The organism is Luteolibacter luteus (assembly GCF_012913485.1).
GTDB classification, from domain to species: domain Bacteria; phylum Verrucomicrobiota; class Verrucomicrobiia; order Verrucomicrobiales; family Akkermansiaceae; genus Haloferula; species Haloferula lutea.
Map to the genome: position 1 here is coordinate 6011226 of NZ_CP051774.1, position 22735 is coordinate 6033960.

12 protein-coding genes and 1 pseudogene are annotated in these 22735 nt (G+C 61.4%); 6 read left to right on the forward strand and 7 right to left on the reverse strand.

Annotated elements, in window-relative coordinates; all coding sequences use genetic code 11:
• Positions 1 to 15 precede the first annotated feature (15 nt).
• Positions 16 to 711 carry an RluA family pseudouridine synthase gene (locus HHL09_RS26910; protein ID WP_484509224.1) on the forward strand — a complete coding sequence of 232 codons (696 nt, stop codon included), beginning with the start codon at positions 16 to 18 and terminating at the stop codon, positions 709 to 711.
• 105 nt (positions 712 to 816) lie between these two features.
• On the opposite strand, the gene HHL09_RS24725 is transcribed toward HHL09_RS26910, so the two are convergent.
• Positions 817 to 2808: a TIM barrel protein gene (locus HHL09_RS24725; RefSeq protein WP_169457333.1), complete on the reverse strand. Its 1992-nt coding sequence runs from the start codon at positions 2806 to 2808 to the stop codon at positions 817 to 819.
• A 62-nt stretch (positions 2809 to 2870) separates the two neighbouring features.
• Here HHL09_RS24725 and HHL09_RS24730 point away from each other — a divergent pair, with 62 nt between their 5' ends.
• Positions 2871 to 3749 carry an alpha/beta fold hydrolase gene (locus tag HHL09_RS24730; RefSeq protein WP_169457334.1) on the forward strand — a complete coding sequence of 293 codons (879 nt, stop codon included), beginning with the start codon at positions 2871 to 2873 and terminating at the stop codon, positions 3747 to 3749.
• Positions 3750 to 3991: 242 nt separating this feature from the next.
• On the opposite strand, the pseudogene HHL09_RS24735 reads toward HHL09_RS24730, so the two are convergent.
• The 3 genes and pseudogenes from HHL09_RS24735 to metE form a co-directional block, all read right to left on the reverse strand.
• Positions 3992 to 5215 (reverse strand): annotated as a pseudogene (locus HHL09_RS24735) (serine hydroxymethyltransferase); the annotation flags it as partial.
• Positions 5216 to 5259: 44 nt separating this feature from the next.
• Positions 5260 to 6156 (reverse strand): methylenetetrahydrofolate reductase [NAD(P)H], encoded by an 897-nt coding sequence (gene metF / locus HHL09_RS24740; RefSeq protein WP_169457336.1) that lies wholly within the window; start codon positions 6154 to 6156, stop codon positions 5260 to 5262.
• Positions 6157 to 6454: 298 nt separating this feature from the next.
• A complete protein-coding gene (gene metE / locus HHL09_RS24745) occupies positions 6455 to 8797 on the reverse strand; it encodes a 5-methyltetrahydropteroyltriglutamate--homocysteine S-methyltransferase (protein WP_169457337.1) in 2343 nt (780 codons plus the stop codon).
• Positions 8798 to 8887: 90 nt separating this feature from the next.
• On the opposite strand from metE, the gene HHL09_RS24750 reads away from it, so the two are divergent.
• Positions 8888 to 9802 carry a LysR family transcriptional regulator gene (locus HHL09_RS24750; protein WP_169457338.1) on the forward strand — a complete coding sequence of 305 codons (915 nt, stop codon included), beginning with the start codon at positions 8888 to 8890 and terminating at the stop codon, positions 9800 to 9802.
• A gap of 412 nt (positions 9803 to 10214) precedes the next feature.
• Positions 10215 to 11534: a PA2928 family protein gene (locus HHL09_RS24755; protein ID WP_169457339.1), complete on the forward strand. Its 1320-nt coding sequence runs from the start codon at positions 10215 to 10217 to the stop codon at positions 11532 to 11534.
• A gap of 71 nt (positions 11535 to 11605) precedes the next feature.
• Here the strand turns inward: HHL09_RS24755 and HHL09_RS24760 are convergent, their stop codons facing one another.
• Positions 11606 to 15844 carry a PKD domain-containing protein gene (locus tag HHL09_RS24760; RefSeq protein ID WP_169457340.1) on the reverse strand — a complete coding sequence of 1413 codons (4239 nt, stop codon included), beginning with the start codon at positions 15842 to 15844 and terminating at the stop codon, positions 11606 to 11608.
• Positions 15845 to 16592: 748 nt separating this feature from the next.
• On the opposite strand from HHL09_RS24760, the gene HHL09_RS24765 reads away from it, so the two are divergent.
• Positions 16593 to 19283 carry a tetratricopeptide repeat protein gene (locus tag HHL09_RS24765; RefSeq protein WP_169457341.1) on the forward strand — a complete coding sequence of 897 codons (2691 nt, stop codon included), beginning with the start codon at positions 16593 to 16595 and terminating at the stop codon, positions 19281 to 19283.
• A gap of 52 nt (positions 19284 to 19335) precedes the next feature.
• Here HHL09_RS24765 and HHL09_RS24770 read toward each other — a convergent pair whose 3' ends face one another.
• Positions 19336 to 19836 carry a hypothetical protein gene (locus HHL09_RS24770; protein WP_169457342.1) on the reverse strand — a complete coding sequence of 167 codons (501 nt, stop codon included), beginning with the start codon at positions 19834 to 19836 and terminating at the stop codon, positions 19336 to 19338.
• Positions 19833 to 20315 (reverse strand): hypothetical protein, encoded by a 483-nt coding sequence (locus HHL09_RS24775; RefSeq protein ID WP_169457343.1) that lies wholly within the window; start codon positions 20313 to 20315, stop codon positions 19833 to 19835. The genes HHL09_RS24770 and HHL09_RS24775 overlap by 4 nt, the downstream gene beginning before the upstream one ends.
• Positions 20316 to 20512: 197 nt before the next feature.
• On the opposite strand from HHL09_RS24775, the gene HHL09_RS24780 reads away from it, so the two are divergent.
• Positions 20513 to 22735: an SGNH/GDSL hydrolase family protein gene (locus tag HHL09_RS24780; RefSeq protein ID WP_169457344.1), complete on the forward strand. Its 2223-nt coding sequence runs from the start codon at positions 20513 to 20515 to the stop codon at positions 22733 to 22735.

Genomic DNA, 22735 nt, shown 5'->3' on the forward strand with positions numbered 1-22735 from the left:
CGCATTGTCCCCGGAATGATCGAGCCCGCGGTGAATGCCGATGTGCAGGTCCTGCATGAGGACGAGGCGATCATCGTGCTGAATAAGCCGGCACCGCTGCCGATGCACGCCTGCGGCCGCTACAATCGGAACACGCTTACCCATTTCCTGCATGAGGCATGGCATCCGGAGAAGCCGCGTCCGGCACACCGGCTGGATGCGAATACGACCGGCCTCGTCGTCTGCGCCCGCACCCGGCACTTCGCGAAGCTGCTGCAGCCGCAGTTCTCACGCGGCGAGGTGAAGAAGGTGTATCTGGCCAAAGTCATCGGCCATCCGGAAAAGGATGCCTTCACCATCGATGCCGCGATTGCCGATGAGGCAACCAGCCTCGGTGCGCGCGAGCTCGATGAAAGCGGGCTTTCCGCAAAGACGGATTTCAAGGTCTTGCGCCGTGATGTGGATGGCACCGCCTTGCTGGAAGTGCAGCCTCTAACGGGCCGGACGAACCAGATCCGGATTCACCTCTGGCACGCCGGTTTCCCGATTGTGGGAGATCCAGTCTATTTGCCTGAAGGAAAGCGCGGGGAACGACAGACCCTCGGCTTCGGTGATCCCGCCATGTGCCTGCATGCCTGGAAGCTCGAATTCCGCCACCCCTCAAGCGGCCAGCGCGTGGCCTTTGAAGTAGGCGTCGCTTGGGAAGAAGGGGAGGGATCAGCGGCTGTCTGATTGGGGCAGGCTTGCTTGGAAATGCGGTGCGGAGTGGCGTTTTTCAAAGCGCCATGACGCGCGGGCGTTCCTCTTCCACCACGAGGATTTCCCGTCGCGCAGGCCTTATTTCGCTCGCGCCGGCATGTCTTCGCTCACCGAGCGTTCTCCACGCAGCATCTTCCCGATCTCCCCGGTGAGCCACAGGAAATGATCGGATTTCATGCTCTTGTCGAAAACGAAGGGTACCTCGCCCACCGGCGGATTCTGGCTGGTCTTGAAGATCGCCGTGCCTTCGTCGATCTCATCGAACATCGCGATGTAAAGGGACCGGTTCCCCGCTTGCCGTGCGGCGATTGCCTGGCTCCAGAGGAACCGGCCGCCCAGCCGCGGGATCGATTCGAGCTTCGCCTGCTGGTTCCGGCTCTTCTGGAGATTGTGCCAGCTGAAGCCAGGGAAGGCCACGGGCAGGTAGTCGAGATTGTGGTCGCGGCACCAGGCCAAATCCGGCTTCAGCAGCTTGTCCACACGGTTGGCGGCATCCTGCGGCGTGCCGAAGCGGCCCACAGCCCAAGGGCTGACGATGTCTGCCATCAGCATGATCTCATGCAGCTTCGGATCGTTGATCGTATCGCGATCGAAGGTCCTCCAATAGCAGGGCACGCCGAGCATTACGGCGCAGCCGTTGTTCTTGAAATACTTTACCAGCTCTTCCCACTCCGTCAGGCAGGGAGGGCGGTCATTGAAGCCTAGTCCCCAGAGGGAGATGAGCGGCTTGCCACGATAGTGGAGATAGGAGGGATCCTCCGTGCTCCAGAGTTCGTCCTTCTTGAGCCGCTCCCAATCTTCCGGGATGGAGTTGTAGTTCTGCGCGCGCAGCCCGGAGAGGTCATACATCAGCACCCATTTGCGTCCTTCCGCGGCGGCGGAGTTCTTGCAGTTGCGAAGTACGATATCCATCGAAGCACGATGATGGCCGTCGCGGGCGGAGGTGGCGAAGCGCTGGACGAAGACGCCATCGATCCCGTAGTCCTTCATCCATTTGAAATGACGGCGCACGGTCGGCTCCTTCACGGAGCTGAAGACTTCGGCCACCGAGCCATCCGCATGGCGTAGCGGCGTGGGGAAACGTTCATCCGGGCCTAGTTCGGTCATGTCCGGCCACATGTCGATGTGCGTGCTGTCCGGGCCGAACTTCCCGCCAGGCGAGTAGTGGAACCAGCCATTCCGCGATCCATCGTCCCCGGTGCGGAACCATCCCTGATAGCCGGCCATCACCATGCCATCCAGCTTGCCACTCATCTTCCGCCACGCGGCCATCGACCGCGTGAGATTCTGGCGCTGGTTGCCCTTGATGCCGTAGGATTGCAGGCCGACAGGCCCCTTCCAATCTGCCTCCACCTGAAGCTTCCGAAGAAAGCCCGCGACATTATAGCTGCCTTGGCCGAGCGGCTGTATCAGACGGTCCCAGCCCATCGATTTCGTGTCGCCCTTGTCCGCGCCATTGATGGTCACGAATTGAAGCTTCGCCTTTTCCTTGATGATCGCGGGCAGCGGGTCGACGTCGCCCTCGGTCTTCAGCCAGTGGCAAAGATTGAAGGTGATCCCCACCTCCTCGCGGTTCACCATGTCTGCTAGCTTCGCTGCATCCGGGAAGCGGGAGAGCCAGAAACCGGCATGCGGATAGAGCGAGATCTTCACTCCGGCCTGTTTTGCGAAATCCGCGATCTCCGTGAGTGACTTCACCGCGGTCTCGCCGCCGTCCTTCGGGGCTTCCTGGATCGCGATCCAGAGGGTCGAGTTGCTGCCCTTCAGCTCATCGATCTGCTGGCGCAGCTCCGGCGTGAGGGCGGAGGCCCCGCTCTTGAATTTCAGCGTGAGATAGACGTTCCAGAGTTTCAGCCCTTGGTCTTCGATGGCCTCCCGCATCGGCTTCACGGAGTCACCGCTGCCACCCAAGCCATCGAAGCCGAGTTCGTAGAGCGTGTCCGAGATCTGGGCCGGCTCACCGGAGATCCCGGTATCCATCGCAAAGAAGGCGTTCGCATCCGCCCGCAAAGGGGAGAGGAGCAGTGTGGCCAGCAGGGCGGGGCGAATGCGGAAAAGGGAGGCACTCATGGGAAAATTTGCATGCTAGGGCATCCTCGTGTTCTCATCGCGGGGGCCGCCACGATGGGACCATGATGATAAAGGATAGAGTTTACCGATCTCCGGAAGCGCGGGCAAAGGTATTCGCGTCGTACGACCGCATCCTCGCCGCATGGCCGGTGCCCCACGAGATCCTGTGGCTGGACGCCGCCCAAGGTCGCACCCATGGGATCGTGTGCGGACCGTCCGGTGCAGCGCCACTGGTGCTCCTGCATGGTGCCGGCGGAAACGCGACGATGTGGTTCAATGCGATCGAGCGGCTCGCGGCACGGCGCCGCGTCTATGCTTTCGACATTCCGGGTGATCTGGGAAAAAGCGAGGGCGCGCCGATGGATCCGCGGAGCGATGCCCATGCAGATTGGCTCGCGGCGTGTTTCGCCCGGCTTGGGCTTCAGCAGGCGGAATTGTGCGGAGCTTCCTTCGGAGGCTGGCTCGGCGGGCGCTTCGCCTTGAAGTATCCCGCGCAGGTAACCGCGCTGGTGATGCTGGCGGCTCCGCACCTGTTGCCGGTGAAAGCGGGCTTCTTCGTGCGGGCCGTCCTCGCGACGGCCATGCCATCGGAGAAGAACATCCGTGGCTTTTACCGCTATCTCTCCTCGCCCCGCGGACAACAGGTCCCGGAGGAGGCCATGGCGGATTTCGTGTTGCGCTGGCAATCCCAGCGCAACACGCCTCCAAGGGTGCCGATTTTCACGGAAGAGGATCTCGCAAGATTGCCGGAAAGAAGCCTTCTCCTGCTGGGTAGCGATGAAGCGCTGTTCGACCCCCTGCGCGCCGCGGACCGAGTCCGAAAGGCGGCACCGCAAGTCACGGTGTCGATCCTTCCGGGCGCCGGGCATGTGCTGACGATCGATCAGCCTGCAGCGGCGCTCGGGGCGGTCTTGGATTTTCTGGAGCAAGGGGTGCGGTGAATCGTTTCCCACCGGCGGCGTGAGCGCTGCGGCAAGCTGCAACCTTTGGCCTCCAGGAAAGCGGCATACCGGCTCCGCCCACGCGCCGGAGTTATAGGACATCTTGTCGCTGCAACCGGCCATCCACAAGGAAACACGGCGTCCCCATATTCGGGGACGAAAACAAAGGCGGCACGGCAGAACTTCATCCGCCGTGCCCGCCGTGTGGGAATTTGCACCGCGCGCCGGTGCGGTGCTGAAAATCAGAGCGTCGATCCCGGAAGCGGGAAGGCCTTGTTGAAGGCGAAGACCTCCGCACGGATCGCTTCCAGTGCCGTCTGGTCATCCTTCACTTCGAGCGCGCGGTGGATGAGATCCGCCACCTTCTCGACATCGGCTTCTTTCATGCCACGCGTGGTGACCGCAGGCGTGCCGATACGGATGCCGCTTGGCTTCATCGGGCTGCCGGTGTCGAAGGGGATGCCGTTCTTGTTCACGGTGATGCCGGCTTCGTCCAAGGCATGCGAAGCATCGGCACCATTGAGACCCTTCGGACGCAGGTCCACGAGGAGGAGGTGGTTGTCCGTGCCGCCGGAGACGATGCGGTAGCCGTGGGAGGCGAGCCGCGCTGCGAGTGCCTGCGCGTTCTTCACCACCTGCTCCGCATAACCGCGGAACTCCGGCTGTAGCGCTTCACCGAAGCACACCGCCTTCGCGGCGATCACGTGCATCAGCGGGCCGCCTTGAACGCCGGGGAATACCTGCGCATCGATCTTCTTCGCGAACTCCTGCTTGCAGAGGATGACGCCACCGCGGGGTCCGCGCAGGGACTTGTGCGTCGTCGTGGTCACGAAGTCGGCATGCGGCACGGGATTCGGATGCACTCCGCCGGCGACGAGGCCCGCGATGTGCGCCATGTCGACAAAGAGATAAGCGCCCACGTCCTTCGCGATCTTCGCGAGGCGTTCGAAGTCGATCTCACGCGGATACGCGGAGGCACCGGCGGTGATCAGCTTCGGCTTCAGGGTGTGGGCGGTGGCTTCGAGTTCATCGTAATCGATCCGCTCGTCGCTGGCGCTCACTCCATAGTGCGTCACGTCATAGAAACGTCCGGAGAAGTTCGCTTTGTGCCCGTGGGTGAGGTGCCCGCCGTGGGCCAGGTCCATGGTGAAGATCTTGTCGCCCGGATTCAGCACCGAGAAATAGACCGCGGCGTTCGCCTGGGAGCCGGAGTGCGGCTGAACGTTCGCGTGCTCTGCACCGAAGAGCTTCTTCACGCGATCCAGCGCGAGTTGCTCGATCACATCCACATGTTCGCAGCCACCGTACCAGCGGCGGCCCGGATAGCCCTCCGCGTATTTGTTGGTGAGGTGGGATCCCTGCGCCTTCATCACTGCGGCCGAGGTGAAATTCTCGGAGGCGATCAGTTCGATGTTGTTGCGCTGGCGTGCTTCTTCATCGCGGATGGCGGCGAATACTTCGGTATCTTCGTAGGTGGTGGCGGACATGGGCGGAATCGGTTCGATGAAGGTCAGGCGGTGACGAGGTCGGATCGGCGCAGGCCGAGCTGGTTGAAGATCTCCACCGTGGCGGAGGACTGGTTGAGCGTGTAGAAATGGATGCCTTTCACCTCATGGTCGAGGAGATCGGCGCACTGCGTGGTCGCATAGTGGATCCCGATGCGGCGCACAACCGCATCGTCACCATTTGCCCGCGCCAGTGCACGCAGAAGTTTTGCGGGAAAACGCGCCCCTGCCGCCAGCTCCGCCATGCGGTCCAGGCCGCCCAAGCTGGTCACGGGCATGATGCCGGCGAGGATCGGGACCCCGATACCGGAAAGCTCGCAGCGATCCCGGAAATCGTAGAAATCGCCATTATTGAAGAAAAGCTGTGTGCAGATGTAGTCTGCCCCCGCATCCACCTTTGCCTTCAGGTGATCCAGCTCTCTCATGCGGTTCGGCGTGGACGGATGGCCCTCCGGGAAGCCGGCCACGCCGATCCCGAAGTCATGGCCGTGCCGCTGGGAAAAACGGCGGATGAAGGCGACGAGATCCGCCGCATAGGGAAAATCCCCCGCAGCGCCCGCGCCGTTCTTCGGCGGGTCCCCGCGCAGCGCCAGGATATTGGACACCCCGGCCTCGGCATAGCTTTCCAGCAGCGCGGAAATCTCACGCTCGCTGTGGCCCACGCAGGTCAGGTGGGGGATCGTGTTCACCCGCGTCTCCCGCAGCAGGCGCAGCACCAGGTCATGGGTCGCCGCGCGTGTCGTGCCACCGGCTCCATAGGTCACGGAGACGAAGGCGGGATCGTAGAGCTGAAGCTCGGAGATCGTGCGAAAGAGATTCTCGGCCGCTTGGGGCGACTTTGGCGGAAAGTATTCGAAGGAGAACTTCGCCTCCTTCCCTGAGAGGATATCCCGGATGTGCATGCGAGTGGTGGCGATCTTGTTAGAGGGTCCCCGGAAGATGCAAGCGGTGTGCCCGTCCTTTGTCCGTGCCGAGCCTGCTTTCGATCCCGGCGAAGGCACCGTGAAAGGACACGGCGATCCCGGAGCGCTTCCGGCCGATGGTGCGTTTCTTCGTCGACGCAGGATCGCAGGGCGGGCGGAAGGAATTTCGGGCCCGCATCGTTTGGTATGGCTTTTTCATCGGCTCCATCGGCGCTTCGCAGGGAAACGGGGACGGGATACCCTGCGGCATCCCGCCCCGGTTTGATCTCGTTTTTCTTCAGACGGTGACGGCTGCCGCGGCACGCAGCTTGCGGGCGGCCTCTACCATGTTGATAAGGGCGGGCCTCACTTCTTCCCAGCCGCGGGTCTTCAGGCCGCAGTCCGGATTCACCCAGAGATTTCCTTCCGGGATCACATCGCTGGCCTTCTGGATCAGATTCTCCATCTGCGCGACCGTCGGGATGCGCGGCGAGTGGATGTCGTAGACCCCGGGCCCGATCTCGTTCGGATACTTGAATTCCACGAAGGCCTCCAGCAGCTCCATGTTCGAGCGCGAGGTCTCGATGGTGATCACGTCGGCATCCATGTCGGCGATCGCACTGATGATGTCATTGAACTCCGAGTAGCACATGTGCGTGTGGATCTGGGTGTCGTCCTTCACGCCGTTGGCAGTGATGCGGAAGGATTCCACCGCCCAATCGAGATACTCCTTCCACTGCGACTTCCGCAGCGGCAGGCCCTCGCGCAATGCCGCCTCATCGATCTGGATCACGCGCACTCCCGCCTTTTCCAAGTCCAGCACCTCATCGCGGATCGCCAGTGCCAGTTGCTTGCAAGAAACGGAGCGCGGCTGGTCATCGCGGACGAAGGACCAGTTGAGAATCGTCACCGGACCGGTGAGCATACCCTTCATCGGGTTGTTCGTCAGGGACTGAGCATAGGTGATCCACTCGACGGTCATCGGGCGCGGACGCGTGATGTCTCCGAAGAGGATCGGCGGCTTCACGCAGCGGGATCCGTAGGACTGCACCCAGCCGAATTGGCTGAAGGCATAGCCATCGAGTTGCTCGCCGAAGTATTCCACCATGTCATTCCGCTCGAACTCGCCGTGCACCGGCATGTCGATTCCGATTTCATCCTGCCAGGCCACGCACTTCCGGGTCTCTTCCTTCAGGAAGGCATCGTAGTCCTGATCGCTCAGTGCGCCCTTCTTCCACTTCGCACGGGCAGCGCGCACCTCTGCCGTCTGCGGGAAGGAGCCGATGGTGGTGGTGGGGAAAAGCGGCAGGCCCAGCTTCTCGCGCTGCACCCTCTGGCGCAACGGGAAAGCGGAGGCACGCTGGCTATCCGCAGGCGTCACCGCGGCGAGGCGCGCCTTCACCGCGGGATTGTGAATGCGGGTGCTTTCCAGGCGGCGCTTCTGGCTGGCGCGGTTCGCTTCCAGCTCAGCCTCATCACCCTCGCCCGCGAGCAGCTTGCCCAGCGCGACGATTTCGACGAGCTTCTCATCCGCGAAGGCGAGCCAGTCCTTGATCTCGGCATCCAGTTTCTTCTCGCTGGCCAGCGTGACCGGCGTGTGCAGCAGGGATGAGGAAGCGGACACCCACAGGCGCTCGGCACCCAGCTTCGCCTTCGCTTTCTTCAGCACCGCGAGCGAGGCATCGAAGTGATTCTTCCAGATGTTCCGGCCATCGACGATGCCGAGCGATAGGATCTTGTCGTCAGGGAAGGCCGCGAGCAGTGCATCCGCCTCCGCCTCACCGCGCACCGCATCGTAGTGCAGCGCCGCGACGGGCAGGCCGAGGAAGAGCGCGAGGTTATCGCGCAGCTCGCCGAAGTAAGTGGCGACAAGCAGCTTCGCGGAGCCGGCTGCCTTCGCCAGGCGGCCATAGCTTTCGATGAAGCACTCCTTCTGCCGGGCATCGAGATCGAGCGCGAGCACCGGCTCATCGATCTGGATCCACTCCGCTCCTTCGTCCGCGAGCTTCGCGATCACTTCCTCATACACCGGCAGCAGGCGATCCAGCAGCTCGAAGCGGTCGAACTCCGGATTTGCGGGATCCTGCACCTTGCCAAGGCTCAGGTAAGTCACGGGGCCGATGAGCACCGGCTTGGCATTCAATCCGAGCGTTTTCGCTTCGCGGAATTCGTCGAAGACCTTGCTGTCGGAAAGCTTGAAAGCGGTGTCCGCTTTGAACTCCGGGACGATGTAATGGTAGTTCGTGTCGAACCACTTCGTCATCTCGCTGGCGAAGCCCGCACTGCCACTGCCGCATGAGCCGCCGCAGCAATCGCCTTGGGTTTCGCGCGCGCCGCGGGCGATGGCAAAGAGCGTCTCCAGCCCCACCTTGCCGCCCTGCCAATTGAAGCGCGCGGGCACATTCCCGAAGAGGCAGGTGGCATCCAGCACCTGATCGTAGAAAGAGAAGTCATTGCAAGACACGAGGTCGATCCCTGCGGCGGCCTGCTTCTTCCAGTTGTGCTTCCGGAGCTCCTTGCCCACGGACTCCAGCGCGGGCTTGGGGATCTCGCCCTTCCAGTGGAGCTCGGTGGCCTTCTTCAGTTCGCGCTGCTCCCCGATGCGGGGGTAGCCCAGAATGTGCGTGCGGATCTTCGACATGCTCCTGCCAGCATGCCGGAGTGCGCGGGTATCAAGGTAGCTCATTGTTTTTATGCTGGTCATTCGCCAGGCGAATGATGATTTCCGGCCATGCTTGAGCTGCGCCACCTCCGCACCGTCGTCGCGATCGCTGAAACCGGGAGCATTTCGAAGGCGGGGAAACGCCTCAATCTTTCCCAGCCCGCCCTCTCCCACCAAATGAAGGCGATCGAGGATTACCTCGGCGTGGAGCTCTTTCACCGGAAGAGCAATCCGCTGCGTCTCACGCCTGCCGGGGACCGCTTGCTGACCACCGCCTATGATGTGGAGAAGATGGTGATGCAGTGTGAGCGCGATGTCGCACGCATTGCCGATGGGAAAGCCGGGCAACTGCGGATCGCGGTGGAGTGCCATTCCTGCTTCGATTGGCTGATGCCGAGCATGGATGCCTTCCGCGAAGGATGGCCGGAGGTCGAGATGGACCTCGTCTCCGGATTCCAGCCGGACCCCGTGGGGCTGCTCGCGGAGGACACCGCGGACCTCGTCATCGTCTCTCAGGCGAAACCACGCGCCGGTGTGACCTTTCATCCGCTCTTCCGCTATGAAGTGCTGGCGCTGCTCGCGCAGAAGCATCCCTACACGCAGAAGGAATATCTCACCGCAAAGGATTTCGCGAAGGAAACGCTGGTGACCTATCCCATTCCGGATGACCGCATCGACGTGATCCGCGAAGTGCTCCTGCCCGCAAAGGTCGAGCCGCCGCGCCGCCGCACGGAACTCACCGTCGCGATCCTCCAACTGGTCGCGAGTCATCGTGCCATCGCCGCCATGCCCGGTTGGGCCGTGCAGCCCTTTCTTGACCGCGACTACATCGCCTCCCGCCCGATCCGGAAATCCGGGCTCTTCGCGAATCTTTACGCCGCCACCACCACTGAAAAGGCCTCAGCCGTCTACATGCTCGAGTTTCTCGATACCATGCGTCGTATCAGCTTCTCCACGCTCAAGGGAATCGAGCCCGTGAAGTGAGGGTAGGGGCTTGTTGATTAGCCGGAGTGAACGGGAAACCGGGAAACCATGCTGCCGAAGCTGTTAGCCTATGCATCTTGCAATTTTTGTGACCCTCCAAGTCATTCGGATACCCCGATGATCACCCTATGGTATTTTTGATTAGGTCAACTTCGGATATATATATATGGGCAACCGTGATTACTCCGGGGGGAACGATCACGGTCTTGCTGCCCTTACCAAGCGGCCCGGGAAGTCAGCCTTCCCGGGCCGCTCTTTTTCCTTAGTCTCGAAACCCTTTGCGCACCAGCGGAGGATCTGAGTCCCGGGCAACTCCAATATTGTCAAATTCCGGCGCGAATGCCATTCACTAGGTACGGAGATAGGGCATTCTGCATGATCCCGTCTCCATCATCCCTCCCTGAAGCGAGCTGTGAAAAAGTTCCTACGCGCCTTTCTATTCCTCATCCTTCTGGCGGTGGCCGGGCTCTTGTTTTGGAAGGGCCGTTTCATCGGCGGTACCTTCCTGAGCCAGCCCGAGATCCGCGGTGGTATCGTCCGGGTGACGGATGAGAAGGGGGACCGCCTCTACTATCTGACGACCCAGTGGGAAAAGCGGATCTTCCGCTCCGGCAGCCGCAGCAGCTCGAGTTCCCGGACCGTCGGCTGGTGTAATACCGACCTATGGGAAATCGATGCCATCACCGCGCAACCCATCACGCGTCGCCGTCTGAAGCGCGAGCAGGTGAATGGCGACGTGGTGGCGATGGGGATGGAGCAGGGCGTCATGTGGGCACGCATTCCGGAGCTGGTGGGCATCCGTCTTTCCGATGGTCAGATCGTGGCGAACAAGGAGAAGATCGAGACCGCGAATCCATCGCTTGCCGGGATGGTGCCCAAGCCGCCCGAGGTGGGGATCTTTCTCACGGAGTCGATGCAACCGCTGAAGTTCACGCCGGTGGAGGGAATGGTGGTGCGCCTGGATGATGCTCGCTTGGTGAGGATCGATCCGCTGACGCTGGCCGCCTCGGAGCAAAAAGAGCGCTCACGCGAGTCGGCTGATGCGGAGGAACGTCCCAAGCGGGGCGAAAAGGGTGTGACGATCGCAAACGGGATGGATTGGTACTCGATGGTGCGGGATTTGCCGATGGCGCAGAAGGATGGGAGACAGCAGTGGCTGGGTTTGCTCGCGGAGACGGAGCTGGAGCAGATGAAAGAGCGGCATCAAACAACCCATCAGATGGACTTCACCACGCCGCGAAGGCATCGCCTGTATCGTGCGGAACTGCGGAAGGAGGAGAGCTTCATGGGCGCTCGCTGGGTTTATGAAAATCCGGCTGTTCTTCCGGAGAGCCCGGAGTTTCTGATGGGCGGGCTGCTGACCAGCGAGTCGGGCAGCACGGGTGACACCAGCCGCATGACCGCGATGTACCGGCGTGATCCGGACAGCGTGTTCGTGCTTTCGCGGGATCGCCTGGGCGAAGAGGGACGCATGCAGATGGCGCGGATCGCGGGGCCGGCTGGGAATGCCGTGTGGAGCATCGCGCTGCCAATCTCAAACATGAGCGCGTGGATCCCGGGAGAGGCGCGTGCGATTCTGCTCGGCCCCTGTCCCTCTGCGGAGAAATCACCGCAGGCAGAGGAGGGGGAGAATGCCGCTCAGCACGTTATCTCGGTGGATCTGAAAACCGGGGAGATGAAGACCTTCAATCCGGATCTGAACCGGAATTGGAAGGTGGAGGGGGAGAAGTAGCGGTGGGAATTCTTCCCGTCCGCGGGCATCTCTCCGCAGGTCTAGCCATTCACGGGGAGAGCCTCGCGCGGCTACTCGGCGATACGATAGAATGCTTGGCCCCGCGGTGGCGCAGGATCAGCGAAGTGGACCGTTCCATCTTCCTCGGCCACCGCCATCGCGATGATGGTCCACCCGGCGAGATCCGTGGAGCGCTCGATCCGATAGCTCCGTCCCGCCACACCATTGCCGCTGATTTCCATGCTGGCATCGCCAAGCAATTGGAGACGCAGGGACATCCCTGAGATTCCGCCCTCATCCGCGGCGGCCTCATTCGGGGGCGGGGACAGCGCGGCAGAGGCCGCGGAGGCGCTGCTGACAATGTTCAGGACAGGTCGCGCAGAGTTCGTGGAATTCTCCGAGGATGCAAACGAGACATCCCGCGCAATCGCATCCGCTTCCAGGATGAAGCTGTAGATACCCGGTGCCCTCACGTGGGAGGACACGTCGAAGTTGACCACCTTTCCGTTCGTGATGTCGCCGGTGAAGCTCGCAAGCTCCCCCGCCTTCGCCGGTGCGTTCGATCCGGTGATTCCGCTTTCCGTCCAGCTGTTGGATGCCGCGGCATGCAATCTCAAGGTCATGCTGCCGGAGGAAATGTCATCGCCTTCGGTTAAGCGCAGCACCGCAGAGTTGACCGGACCGGGCGCGCTCCTCAGGTCGAATTGCAGATAAGATATCCGCTTCCGGGAGGAGTTTTCCACCCGCAGGATCCCATTGTTGATGTTGTTCCCGTTCTCCGTGTAGGCGTCGTGGGTTGCAGGAAAGGATGCGGGGATCGGACTGCCTGAAACGCCGCTGATGGTGACGCTCATATCATCGCTATCGCTCAGCTCGCCATCGCTGGCGGTCAGACGCAGGATATAGCTGCCCGCTTCATCGAAGCTGGCGGCAGTTGCCGCGGAAGAGCCATTCGCAAAGTTCACCGTACCCGGCCCGCTTACCCGCGTCCAGGTGACTTGCAGGGCGGAGCCTGCAGGTTGGCCGTCATCGCTGGCACTACCATCCAAGGCCACCTGCACCGTGCTACCACTGAGGTTGGCACTCTTGTCCGTGCCCGCGCTCACGGTGGGGATCTCGTTGTCGATGATGTCGGAGACAACGAGTACCGCGGTGTCGTCGCTGCTGGTCAGCTGCCCGTCACTGGCAGTAAGGCGGAAGACGTAGTTGCCCGCTTCGTTGAAGGTCACGCCGGTGTTCGCGGCATTCGGGTTCGCAATGGTGGCGGTGCCGGGCCCGCTGACACGCGTCCAGGTCAAAGCCAGCGCCGAACCTTGCGGAAGGCCGTCGTCGCTGGCGCTTCCGCTGAGGGAGACGCTTACGGCTTGACCCCGATACGAGGTCGACTGATCAGCTCCGGCATTCACCACCGGTGCCGCATTGGAGGGCGTGCTCCCGCCGGAGCCTGTCACCGTCAAGGTAGGGCGGAGGGATGCCGTCGCGTTCTCGGAGGAGCCGAAGGCGACATCCCGTTCGTCGGGTGCGAACTCGAGGATGAAGCTGTAAATGCCGGGTCCCGTGATCGCGGATGTGACATCGAAGGAAAGGCTCATCCCGGAGGTGATGTTGCCGGTGAAAGTGGCCACCTGTGCGCCCTTCGCCGGGGCATTGTCGGCTGTGATCGTGCTCTCGCTCCAGTTGTTGGCCGCCTGATAGACGCGGATGATCTTGCTATCCGTGGTGAGGTCTTGGGCCTGGGTCAGCCGCAGCACTGCCGAACTCGCCGGACCGCTCAGGGAGCTCGCGTCGAATTGAAGGTAGCTCACGCGCTCGCGGGAGGTGCTTTCCAAACGCAGCAAGCTGTTGTTCGCATTCGCGCCATTTTCCGTATAGGCATCTTGGGTTGCGGAGAGAGTTACCGGCGTGCCGCCGCCGCCCTGCGCAGTGATCGTCACGGCGACCTCATCGGTGTCGCTCAGCGAGCCATCGGAAACGGTGAGGCGCAGCAGATAGCTTCCCGTCGCGGTGAAGGTGGCATTCGTGCTCGCGGAGGCTGCGGAGGAGAAGGAGACCGCGGCCGGCCCGCTGACGCGCGACCAGGCATGGCTGAGCGTGCTTCCCGCGGGCAGACCATCATCCGTCGCGCTTCCGGTCATTCCTAGCGATACGGAAGACCCGCTGAGCACCGCGGAGCGATCCGTTCCCGCATTGGCTACGGGAGCTTGGTTCGTTCCTCCGCTGCTGCTGGTGATCGTTACCATGAGGTCATCGGAGCTGCTCAGAGAGCCATCGCTGGCCGTGAGCCGGAGTGAATAGCTGCCCGCTACCGTGAATGTGGCGGTCGTGCTCGCGCTGCCGGCATTCGCGAAGTTCACGGTACCCGGTCCGCTCACGCGGGACCAGGTGCGCGTGAGGCTCGATCCCGCAGGCAGGCCGTCATCACTTGCGGAGCCGCTTAGAGAGACCGTGGCGTTGCCACCCGAGAGCATGGCGCTTCGATCGGCACCGGCGCTCACTACCGGTGCTTCATTCGTCGGCGTGCTGCCTCCGGTGTTTTGCACCAGTGCGACCCAGTCCAGCGTGGTCGAGTTCGGCGGTGAACCGATGCTGCGTGTCCCCCCGCCGGAGATCGTCGCCCCAGTGATGAGGGCACCGCCATTCCGAGGATCCATCCAGCGCACTCGGTAGGTGCCGCTCGCACCGGAGAGGTTCAGGGTGGGAGCACCGCCGGACGGCAGTTGGATCAGGTAGCTGTCTCCAGCCTTCGCCAGGCAGCGGTTCGCGTTGGGCCCATTGCCACTGACCAGCGTGTTCTGGTTCGTCATATCCTGGAAGGGGACATCATTGTTCTCGAAGAAGCGGATCGCGTGATCGCAGAAGGGCCAGAAATCGCTGCGGCTCCGGAAATCATTCAGCGTGAGATCCGAGTCATGCAGCGCGTAGCCGAAATAGAACTCCACGCCAGCACCGCCGGCCATGATGTTGCCCCAGAGCGCGTGCTCGCGGGCATCGGTATGGCTGCTGCCGGGATCATCGTCCGGGCGAAGCGCGTAGCGGGAGTCACCGGGTTCGTCGGTCGCCACTACCCACGGCTTGCCAGCCGCCACGGAGCGATCGATGTAGTCCTTCGTCATCGCAAAGTTGTCGGTGAAGTCGGACGCATTGAGCTGGAGGGAGAATCCGGTAAGCTTCGAGGCATCGCCCATCATGTTGTAGTGGGTTGCGCCATTGTGGATCACGATGTGGTGATGGTAGGGATCCGTATCGTAGAAGTATTGGGCCCATGCTTGCTTCTGCTGTAGGGTGGCACCGTTGATTTCCTCTCCGAGGTTCCAGTTCAGCGCCAGGTTGTGGCCGAAGCGGGCGATGAGTTCGCGGTAGTAGAGCTTCCTCTGGTTCCCGAGATTGCCGCTGTCTAGCATCAGCTCGTTCTCGGTTTCCTGCGTCTTGAAGTGCAGGTACATGCCTTGCTTCGTGCCGTGGTCGAAGACGATGCCCCATTGGTCGAGCTTCGAGCAGTCGAGACGCGTGTGATCGGAATAGCCGGCGTAGGGGGAGACATTGTCGTCATCGCCCTCGATGCTCAGCGTGAGAAAGGAGAAGGCGTTCAGTCCTTGGTCGTGCAAGTAGTTGACCGCGCCGATCAGTCCCTTGCCTTCGCCATTTCCCCAGGTGGGATCTCCGTTGTTCCAGTCCTGCACGTGGGGTGCATAGTCCCGAACCAGTTCATCGCTGCGGCCATCGGTCTTGAACTCGCCATCGAAGTCCGAGTAAGCGAGCAGGTTTTCAGGCGCATCGACGCCGGCCTTCATGAAATACTCGCCCGTTTGGGCGAAACGCAGGTGATGCTTGCCCACGTATTGCAGGCGGCCCTTTCCCCGGAAATCACGGCCGCTCTTGTCGGTGTTCGCGATGCCGAAGCTTCCGGTCTCGCTGTCGAAGCTCGTTGCGCTGCCTGCCGTGGCGCTCGCATCGGTTGCGACATTGCTACCGCTTCGAAAAGAGACGCTATAGCTCCAAGTCCCCGTTTCATCCGGGGCAAAGTGAACACGCCAGACATTGCCGGAAGTAGCGGAGCTGTTTGCCGCGTTCCCATCCGCGGCATAGTACCCCGGCACCAGATAGCTCTTTCCGCTGGCGGCGTGGCTGAAGCGAACGTTCAGCCGGTAGTTGGTAAATGGGTTTGGCGTGGCACTCTCGCTGGTGTTAGGGCCGGTGAAAGAGAGGGTGACCTTATGCCACTTCTTCAGTTCGCCACTGATGCTTGCCGCCGGTGCGATGGCACCGAGCAGTGAATACGCGAGGAGGAAAACGATAAATACCGGTTTCATGGGATCGTATGATGCGGAGAAGGCTTTGAAGGCACGGGGGTGCCAAACTTCTCGGGTCATGCGATCCTTAGGGGAGTAGGTTCACGAAACGGGTGGTGAGGAGTTCGGGTTGTCGGAACGGGGCAACACTCCTCCTTCCTCTGAAGGGTGATCCAGAGGCTTGGAGGCATGTTAGGTCGGCGACCCTTGTTAGGCCGTGAGGTGGATCACCTGGTGAGAGTTCCCGCTTGGATTGAGTTCGTTTGCGTGAAGCGGGACATCGGCCGGATTCATTCATGCAGGGCGCGTGCCGCGGAGAATGCGTGAGCTCCTGATGGTTGAAGGAGAAGAGATAGCCGCCATCGCGCGGACGATCCCGGGAGCTTTGGCAAAGCTGCCCGGCGGGGCATTCTGCATTTCGCAATATGCATGATGCCGTGTGTGGCACGTTGGCAGTAGAAGCGGGTTCCCTCCGGGGTCATGCTTCACCACAATTATGCGGAGCACTCCCCTGATTGAAGCATGGCGATGGGCGTCTTATCCTCTCGCAGGCGATCATTTTTCCATTGCTGGCGGGGAATGGGCCTGAAAAAGTTCCACTTTATATCAGGCGGATCAGGACGGGATCGCCAAGGTTCCCCGAGATGGCGAAATCGTGGCGGACGACTCCCTTTTCCCGGGAAAAACCGTCTTTCACCCGATGATTTCCCGGTTTTGGGGCTAAGGATCGTGATTGATTTCCCGTTGAAAGAGCAGACCCTCTAGCTCCATGAAGTTCCGTTTCGGGAGGTTCCTGCTTTCGACCGCGATTCTGGCTGGCGCGCTGCCGGCCGCGCCGGTCGCACCCAACCCTGCACCCGTCCCGGGCGGGGAGGCGCTGGCCGAAGCCAACCTGCTGATTCCGAAGCTTTCCGACGATTCCTACGCCGTGCGAGAGACGGCCACTCGTGATCTTTGGAAGATGGGAGAGGCCGTGGTCCCCTTGCTCCAGCAACTTGCCGCAGGCAAGGATCCCGAGGCGGCCATCCGCGCCCGCGGACTGCTGCGGAAGATCGAGCTCGGGATTCTCCCGGACAGCTCTCCCCGCATCGTCGATCTGGTAATGCGCTACGACGGCGGTTCGCTCGACGAGCGGGAGCGGGTGATTCAGGAACTGCGCCAGGAGCGGGCCTTCCGCCAGATCCTGAAGCTTTACGCGCTGGAGAAGGATCAGGACTCCATCACGATGCTGGAGAGATCCGTGCGGGGAGTTGCGATCGATGCCGCTCGCGATTGCCTGGCGATGGAGCCTTCGGATGTGAAAGGCGCTTTCAGCTACCTCCGGATGGCCCGGCCCGAGGCACCGGAGTACATGGCGATGGCCAGCCTGCACCGGACGCTCGGCACGCTCGATGAAGAGCTGAAAAAAGCGGAATCTCTCGATGGCCAGGATGCGCATCTCTGGCGCTACGCCTTGCTCGCCACGGCGGGCAGGCTCTCCGAGGCCGCGACGCAGGCCGAGGAGGCCGGTATGAGCGTGGCGGCAGCACGCCTGAGCCTGATTAGTGGCGATCCGGTGCCATGGCTGAAGCAAGCGCCCGCGCCACCGCAGGTGGTGGCTGCTTCCGGGCTGTCGGATTACCGGGAATTCGCGATCGCGAATTGGGAGGGCAAGAAGCCGAATCCCGAGCTCGTCCGAAAGCTCCGCGGCATGGCCCGCGCGGGCGATGAAGAGGAACAGGCGAAAGGACTCATGATGATGTTCCTCACCGGTGACTATGTGGAGGCGGAGAAATTGCTCATGCGCCGCGAACCGGTTTCCGCCTTCTACTATCTGGATAGTGCGGAGCGGGTGGATGAGGCACTGGAGCAGTTGGATATCGATCCGAAGGAGCCGGATTATGCCGGCTGGGCTCGCAAGCGCTTTGATGTCCTGATCAATGAGCCGGACACCGAGGACCAGGAGATGCGGGAGCTTTGCTTGCTCGGCTATTTTCTCGAGCGTCGCGGCCTGAATGAGGAATTGGAGGATGCCTTTGTCCCGTCGCTGATGGAACTGGCGGCAGCCAGCCAAGAGAATTTCCTCATGGCTCTCTCCCGCTTGTCGGCCGATGACTCCGGCTTCACCGTGGTCGAGCCGGTGCTCGATGCTAGCGCGAAATTTGCGGGCATCGACGAGGTGCGCTGGATGCAGGTGATCGACAATCTTTTTGGTCCCGGCCGCCGTGCGCCTGACGTCTGGCATTGGCTGGGCGATCTGGACCCGGCCATGGAGCCTCGCGAGAAGATCGGCCTGATGGCTCAGATCTTCGGCCTCCTGCCGGAGACAGGCGACAAGGTGCAGCGCTTCCGGGAGCAGGCTTGGCTCGCGATCGGGAAGGCGGAGGCTGCGGAAAAACGCCGTCTTCTCGGGGTGCTCGCCGGCATCAGCATGCCCCGCTTTCCGCCCCAGGAGCGGCGGATGGGAGACGCGGAAACCTTCGTTCGCTGCGTGGATGAACTGGACAAGCTCGAGGGCGGTGCCGAGGAGCTGAAAGGACTGCAGGTGAAATTTCTCGGCGCGGTGGGACGCTGGCGGGATGCAGCGAAGATTTGCGAAGTTTACGCAAAGGCAAACATGCCCGGCGAGCCTGCCAGCTATGGCTACATCGCGGCCGCGCTGCGTGCGGCGGGGGATGAGAGCGAGGCGCTGGAGAACGAGAAGAAAGCCGAACTGCTGGCCTTGGGGGAAACCCGGGCGTTGAAGCAGATCGGAGATGCCTTTGCGGAAAGCGGCGATTTCGACCGGGCGCGGAAGTGGTGGCTGCAGGCTGCTGAACAGTGCACGACCGATCATGCGAACTTTGCCGACATCATGGAATCGCTCTCCGATGATGCACTGGCCCGGCAGGACTGGAAACTTGGCGCGGCGCTTGAGGAGGCCCGTACCCTGCAGGTTGCGATGATCGCCCGAGCTTCCAACTTGCTCGGCTCCTTTTATGCAAGGCATCGCCTGGAGCCGGACATGCTGCGGGCTTTCTCCCGCTTGGACGGTCCCGAACGGGAGTCGGCGATGGCAGTGATCAAGGAGAGCGTGAATGCTCCGTTTGCCGACCTGTTGCTGGCCGACCATTTCTTCGCTCCGATGCGGACGAAGGGCCTGCTTGCCCTGCACGACGAGGCCTTCGAGAAAAGTTGGAAGAAGCTGGCTGATATCATGACCCGCTTCCCCGATAGCGAGAATACGCGGAATTCCGCCGCCTGGCTGGCCTCGCGCGCGAGCCGCCGCCTTGATGAGGCGGAAGCCGCGGCCACGCACGCGCTCAAGATCTGCCCGAAGCAATCCGCCTATCTCGACACCATGGCGGAGGTCCAATTCGCACGCGGTGACCGCCAGAAGTCCCTCGAGTTTTCATCACGCGCCTTGAAGGAAGATCCTTGGGACATGCAATTGATCCGACAGCACAAGCGCTTCGAGAAAGGCGAGTTCCCTCCGAAGTAAGGGGCTCCTTGATCGTGAACCTCATTCTCCGGGGGCTGCTATTTATATCGTCTTAAGAAGCGGGTGATTGGCTGGCGCGCCTGATGTAGCGGGCTCGGCAAACAAGCAGCACGGACCAGAGAACGACGGCCGTGATCAGCAGGAACCAGTGAGGAATCAGGATGATGAATGCCGTGACCGGTCGACCGGTCTTGAGTTCCCAGAACAAGTGGTATTCATGGTAGGTCCTCGCGGAGTCGATTTTCGACTCCGGCCAAGTTGGAGGAAGGTAACCATCCTTTCGGACAAGGTCCTCCGGTCGCAGGATACTGGGGAACTCGATGGGATGCGACGACATCTCGAATTCATCGATCGCGAGATGGTGCCCATCGAAGGATCGGCTGGACGTGAAAAAGTGCAGGCTCACGTTGCCCCATCCCTGGGTGATACGCACGCGGCCCCATTCGGCCACGGAATCAAATCGCCAGGATAGAAGCCACGTCAGGCAGATGAAGGCGACTACGAGGGTGCCGGACCAGAAAGTGAGGGAGCGGTAGAGCGGCTTTGGCGTCACTTGATTCCATGATGATCATTCGGCGCTTGGAAGGGAAGGTCTTCGTGGACGATCGCAGCGGTACCGGGTGTCTGCCGATCCCCGACGCTGATCTTCCTCACCCGATACTCCCGCCAGATGAGCAACCCGATCCAAATGCCCGCCGCGACGATGAAGGTGAGCCAGTGCGGAAGCATGGCGAGGAAGGTCCTCTCCTTGCCATCGTCACGGCTCTCAAGGCTCGGTCGCGGAATGGTGGTGGAAAGCCTGTCCGCAAGCATCGGCTCCTGATCGATCGGTACCGGGCTGGGTCGCCGCTTGTCCACGGAGAGAATGATGATGCTGGAGCCCCCGTGTCCCAGGCTGAGATGGCGTCCCAGCGTGTTGAAGCTGATGCTTGTAGCTTTCTGCAAGCTGGCGACCCAGGCGAACAAGATGAAGAGCAGCGTTACCACGCCTGACCAATAGGTGATCGAGTGCTGGATGGGGCGAGGGATCACGAATCGCATCCTGCCTGACCTGTGAAAAAAGGAAAGTCCGCGCTGTTCGTCCCGTTGGGCCATATCCTCGTATTTTGCCGATGTTTGGGTTAAGTGATTGCTTCCGAATGGATTAGCTGTCTTGAGATGTTACCTGTCTTGCCAGTCGGAGGACTCTTGTGTAGGCACCCGGTGCCCTCACTGCCCCCGATTTCCCCATGCACCGCTTTCTTCTGAGCTTGGCGCTCATCTCGACCCTGAACGGCCAAGTTCCGCATTTGCTCAACTACCAAGGGCGCATCACGGCTGCAGGCGTGAACTGGGATGGGGCGGGACAGTTTAAATTCGCCCTCGTGAACGAAGGGGGAACCCAGGCCTATTGGATGAATTCGCCGGATCTTTCTCCCGCGGATGGCGAGCCTGATTCTCCACTCACCTTGCAGGTTAACAAGGGACTCTATTCGGTGGCTTTGGGCGATACTGCGATTCCAGGCATGGCGGCGATTCCGCCTTCGGTCTTCGCCAATGCTCCGGTTTATCTACGGGTGTGGTTCAATGACAATGTCCATGGCTGGGAGCGCTTGGCGCCGGATCAGCGCTTCGCCGCAGTGGCCTATGCCATGATGGCGGAAGGCGTGCCGGATGGATCCATCACCACGGCGAAGCTGGCTGCCGGTGCGGTGACGTCGGATCGCATCGCTCCGGGTGCCATCACGGGCGACCGGATTGCCCCCGGAGCCATCACCGCCGATCTCATTGCAGAGGGGGCGATCACCGCGGAGTCGATCGGCGCGGAAACCCCGGAGTCAGCTCAGGCACGGGTCGATGCTCTGGGTGCCTCGATGGCAGGTGGGATGAATGCCTTGAAGGCGATGCTTGGCGAGGGCCGGCGCGATGCCGCCATCCACGTCATCAGCGACTCCACAAATGCGAATGGCGCGTGGTCGCAATACGTCGCCAAGTCGATTGGAGCTCTCTATCCGAAATACACGGTTAAAACCACCAGCTGGATTCCCGCGGGCGCAAATTGGACTCCACCGGTGACCGTGCAAACCGGCACGGCAGATGGCGGGTCGGAGCGACGGTGGGAATTCCCACCCGCCACGACGTTTACCCCGATCAATTACGGGACGGATTATCCCATGCCTTCTGGCGACGTGGACATCCGTGTCCGTGTGAGAATCGACAATGCTTCGGCAGTCTCAAACACGCTTTTTTCGAAATGGTCCGAGCCGAACGGAAGAAGTTTCTTCCTGGCTCAGGAATCCGCCGCCAACTCCCGCAAGCTCCTCTTGTCTTACTCGGTAGATGGCAGCGCTATTTTCAATATCCAATCATCGGTTGGGCTGGGTGAAAACGGGATCAGCGATGGAACTCCCTATTGGGCCCGGGTCACTGTGGATATCGACAACGGCAGTGGCGGGAAAGCCTTCAATTTCTATACCTCGCTCGATGGTGCGACTTGGACCCCTCTAGGCAGCACCATCACGTCCGCAGCCACCGGCATCCAGCCATTGTCCAACTCGATTAACAGCTGTTCGCTTGGTGGCACGAACGGCACGGCGAAACTGGTGGGCGCGGTGTATGCCGCGGAACTGCGCGCTGGCATCAATGGGCCGGTGGTTCATCCCATGAATCTCGACGCATGGTTCTTCAACGAAGGCCCGGTGAATCTCGTGGGCGCTCCTCAGCTCTGGGTCACCAATGCGGCTTACTCAGGTGCCAGCGTGGATACCTTCCTTGCCCTGCCCGACTCCTATTACTGCCGGAATCATAGTCCGCAGATCATTCTGGTCTCCCTTTCCCACAATAGTCTCCGCGAGACAGGAAACCGCTTCATCACGAAGATGAAGACCCTCGTCTCGAAGATTCGCGGTGTTTATGGTGACATTCCCCGGATCATCTTTTTGACGCAGAATCCCCAAATCCGCATTCCCTACTGGGTCGATCCCAATGGTCTGCATGAGGATGCCCGTGTCGCCCACCGTGCCCAGTTCATGGCTTGGGCCAGCGGTGCCGGATACGGGGTGATCGATACTTGGGCTGCTTTCGAGAATGACCCGCGTCCCTTGGAATACCTGGTGGGGACCAATACTTGGTCGAACCTCCCGATCACCGGCTGGAGTTCGAATGGTACTACCGTCACCGTCAATGTCGGTGACATGCAATACCTCGGTGATCCTGCACTTTCGCGTCTCGCCATTCTCGATGCCAAGCATCCCGACGGTAGCTCCAGCCGCTTCAATGGGGCCTACCCAATGACGGGAAGGAGTCCAAATACCGCGGGGCCAGGTTGGGTTCAGTTTTCCAGCACCCTCACGGACCCGATCATGCCGGGGGTAGGCACCGTGGGACCTTGCGATGGCGTTCACCCCTCGATTCCAGGATACAAGCTGTGGGCAGAGGTGATCATGTCTGCATTCAGGCGCGGGGTGCCGTGA

Excerpts from the sequence above, each read along its gene's own strand:
- HHL09_RS24730 (WP_169457334.1), top strand. The coding sequence starts at position 2,871 with ATGATGATAAAGGATAGAGTTTACCGATCTCCGGAAGCGCGGGCAAAG.
- HHL09_RS24760 (WP_169457340.1), bottom strand. The coding sequence starts at position 15,844 with ATGAAACCGGTATTTATCGTTTTCCTCCTCGCGTATTCACTGCTCGGT.
- metE (WP_169457337.1), bottom strand. The coding sequence starts at position 8,797 with ATGTCGAAGATCCGCACGCACATTCTGGGCTACCCCCGCATCGGGGAG.
- HHL09_RS24765 (WP_169457341.1), top strand. The coding sequence starts at position 16,593 with ATGAAGTTCCGTTTCGGGAGGTTCCTGCTTTCGACCGCGATTCTGGCT.
- HHL09_RS24750 (WP_169457338.1), top strand. The coding sequence starts at position 8,888 with ATGCTTGAGCTGCGCCACCTCCGCACCGTCGTCGCGATCGCTGAAACC.
- metF (WP_169457336.1), bottom strand. The coding sequence starts at position 6,156 with ATGCACATCCGGGATATCCTCTCAGGGAAGGAGGCGAAGTTCTCCTTC.
- HHL09_RS24780 (WP_169457344.1), top strand. The coding sequence starts at position 20,513 with ATGCACCGCTTTCTTCTGAGCTTGGCGCTCATCTCGACCCTGAACGGC.
- HHL09_RS26910 (WP_484509224.1), top strand. The coding sequence starts at position 16 with ATGATCGAGCCCGCGGTGAATGCCGATGTGCAGGTCCTGCATGAGGAC.
- HHL09_RS24725 (WP_169457333.1), bottom strand. The coding sequence starts at position 2,808 with ATGAGTGCCTCCCTTTTCCGCATTCGCCCCGCCCTGCTGGCCACACTG.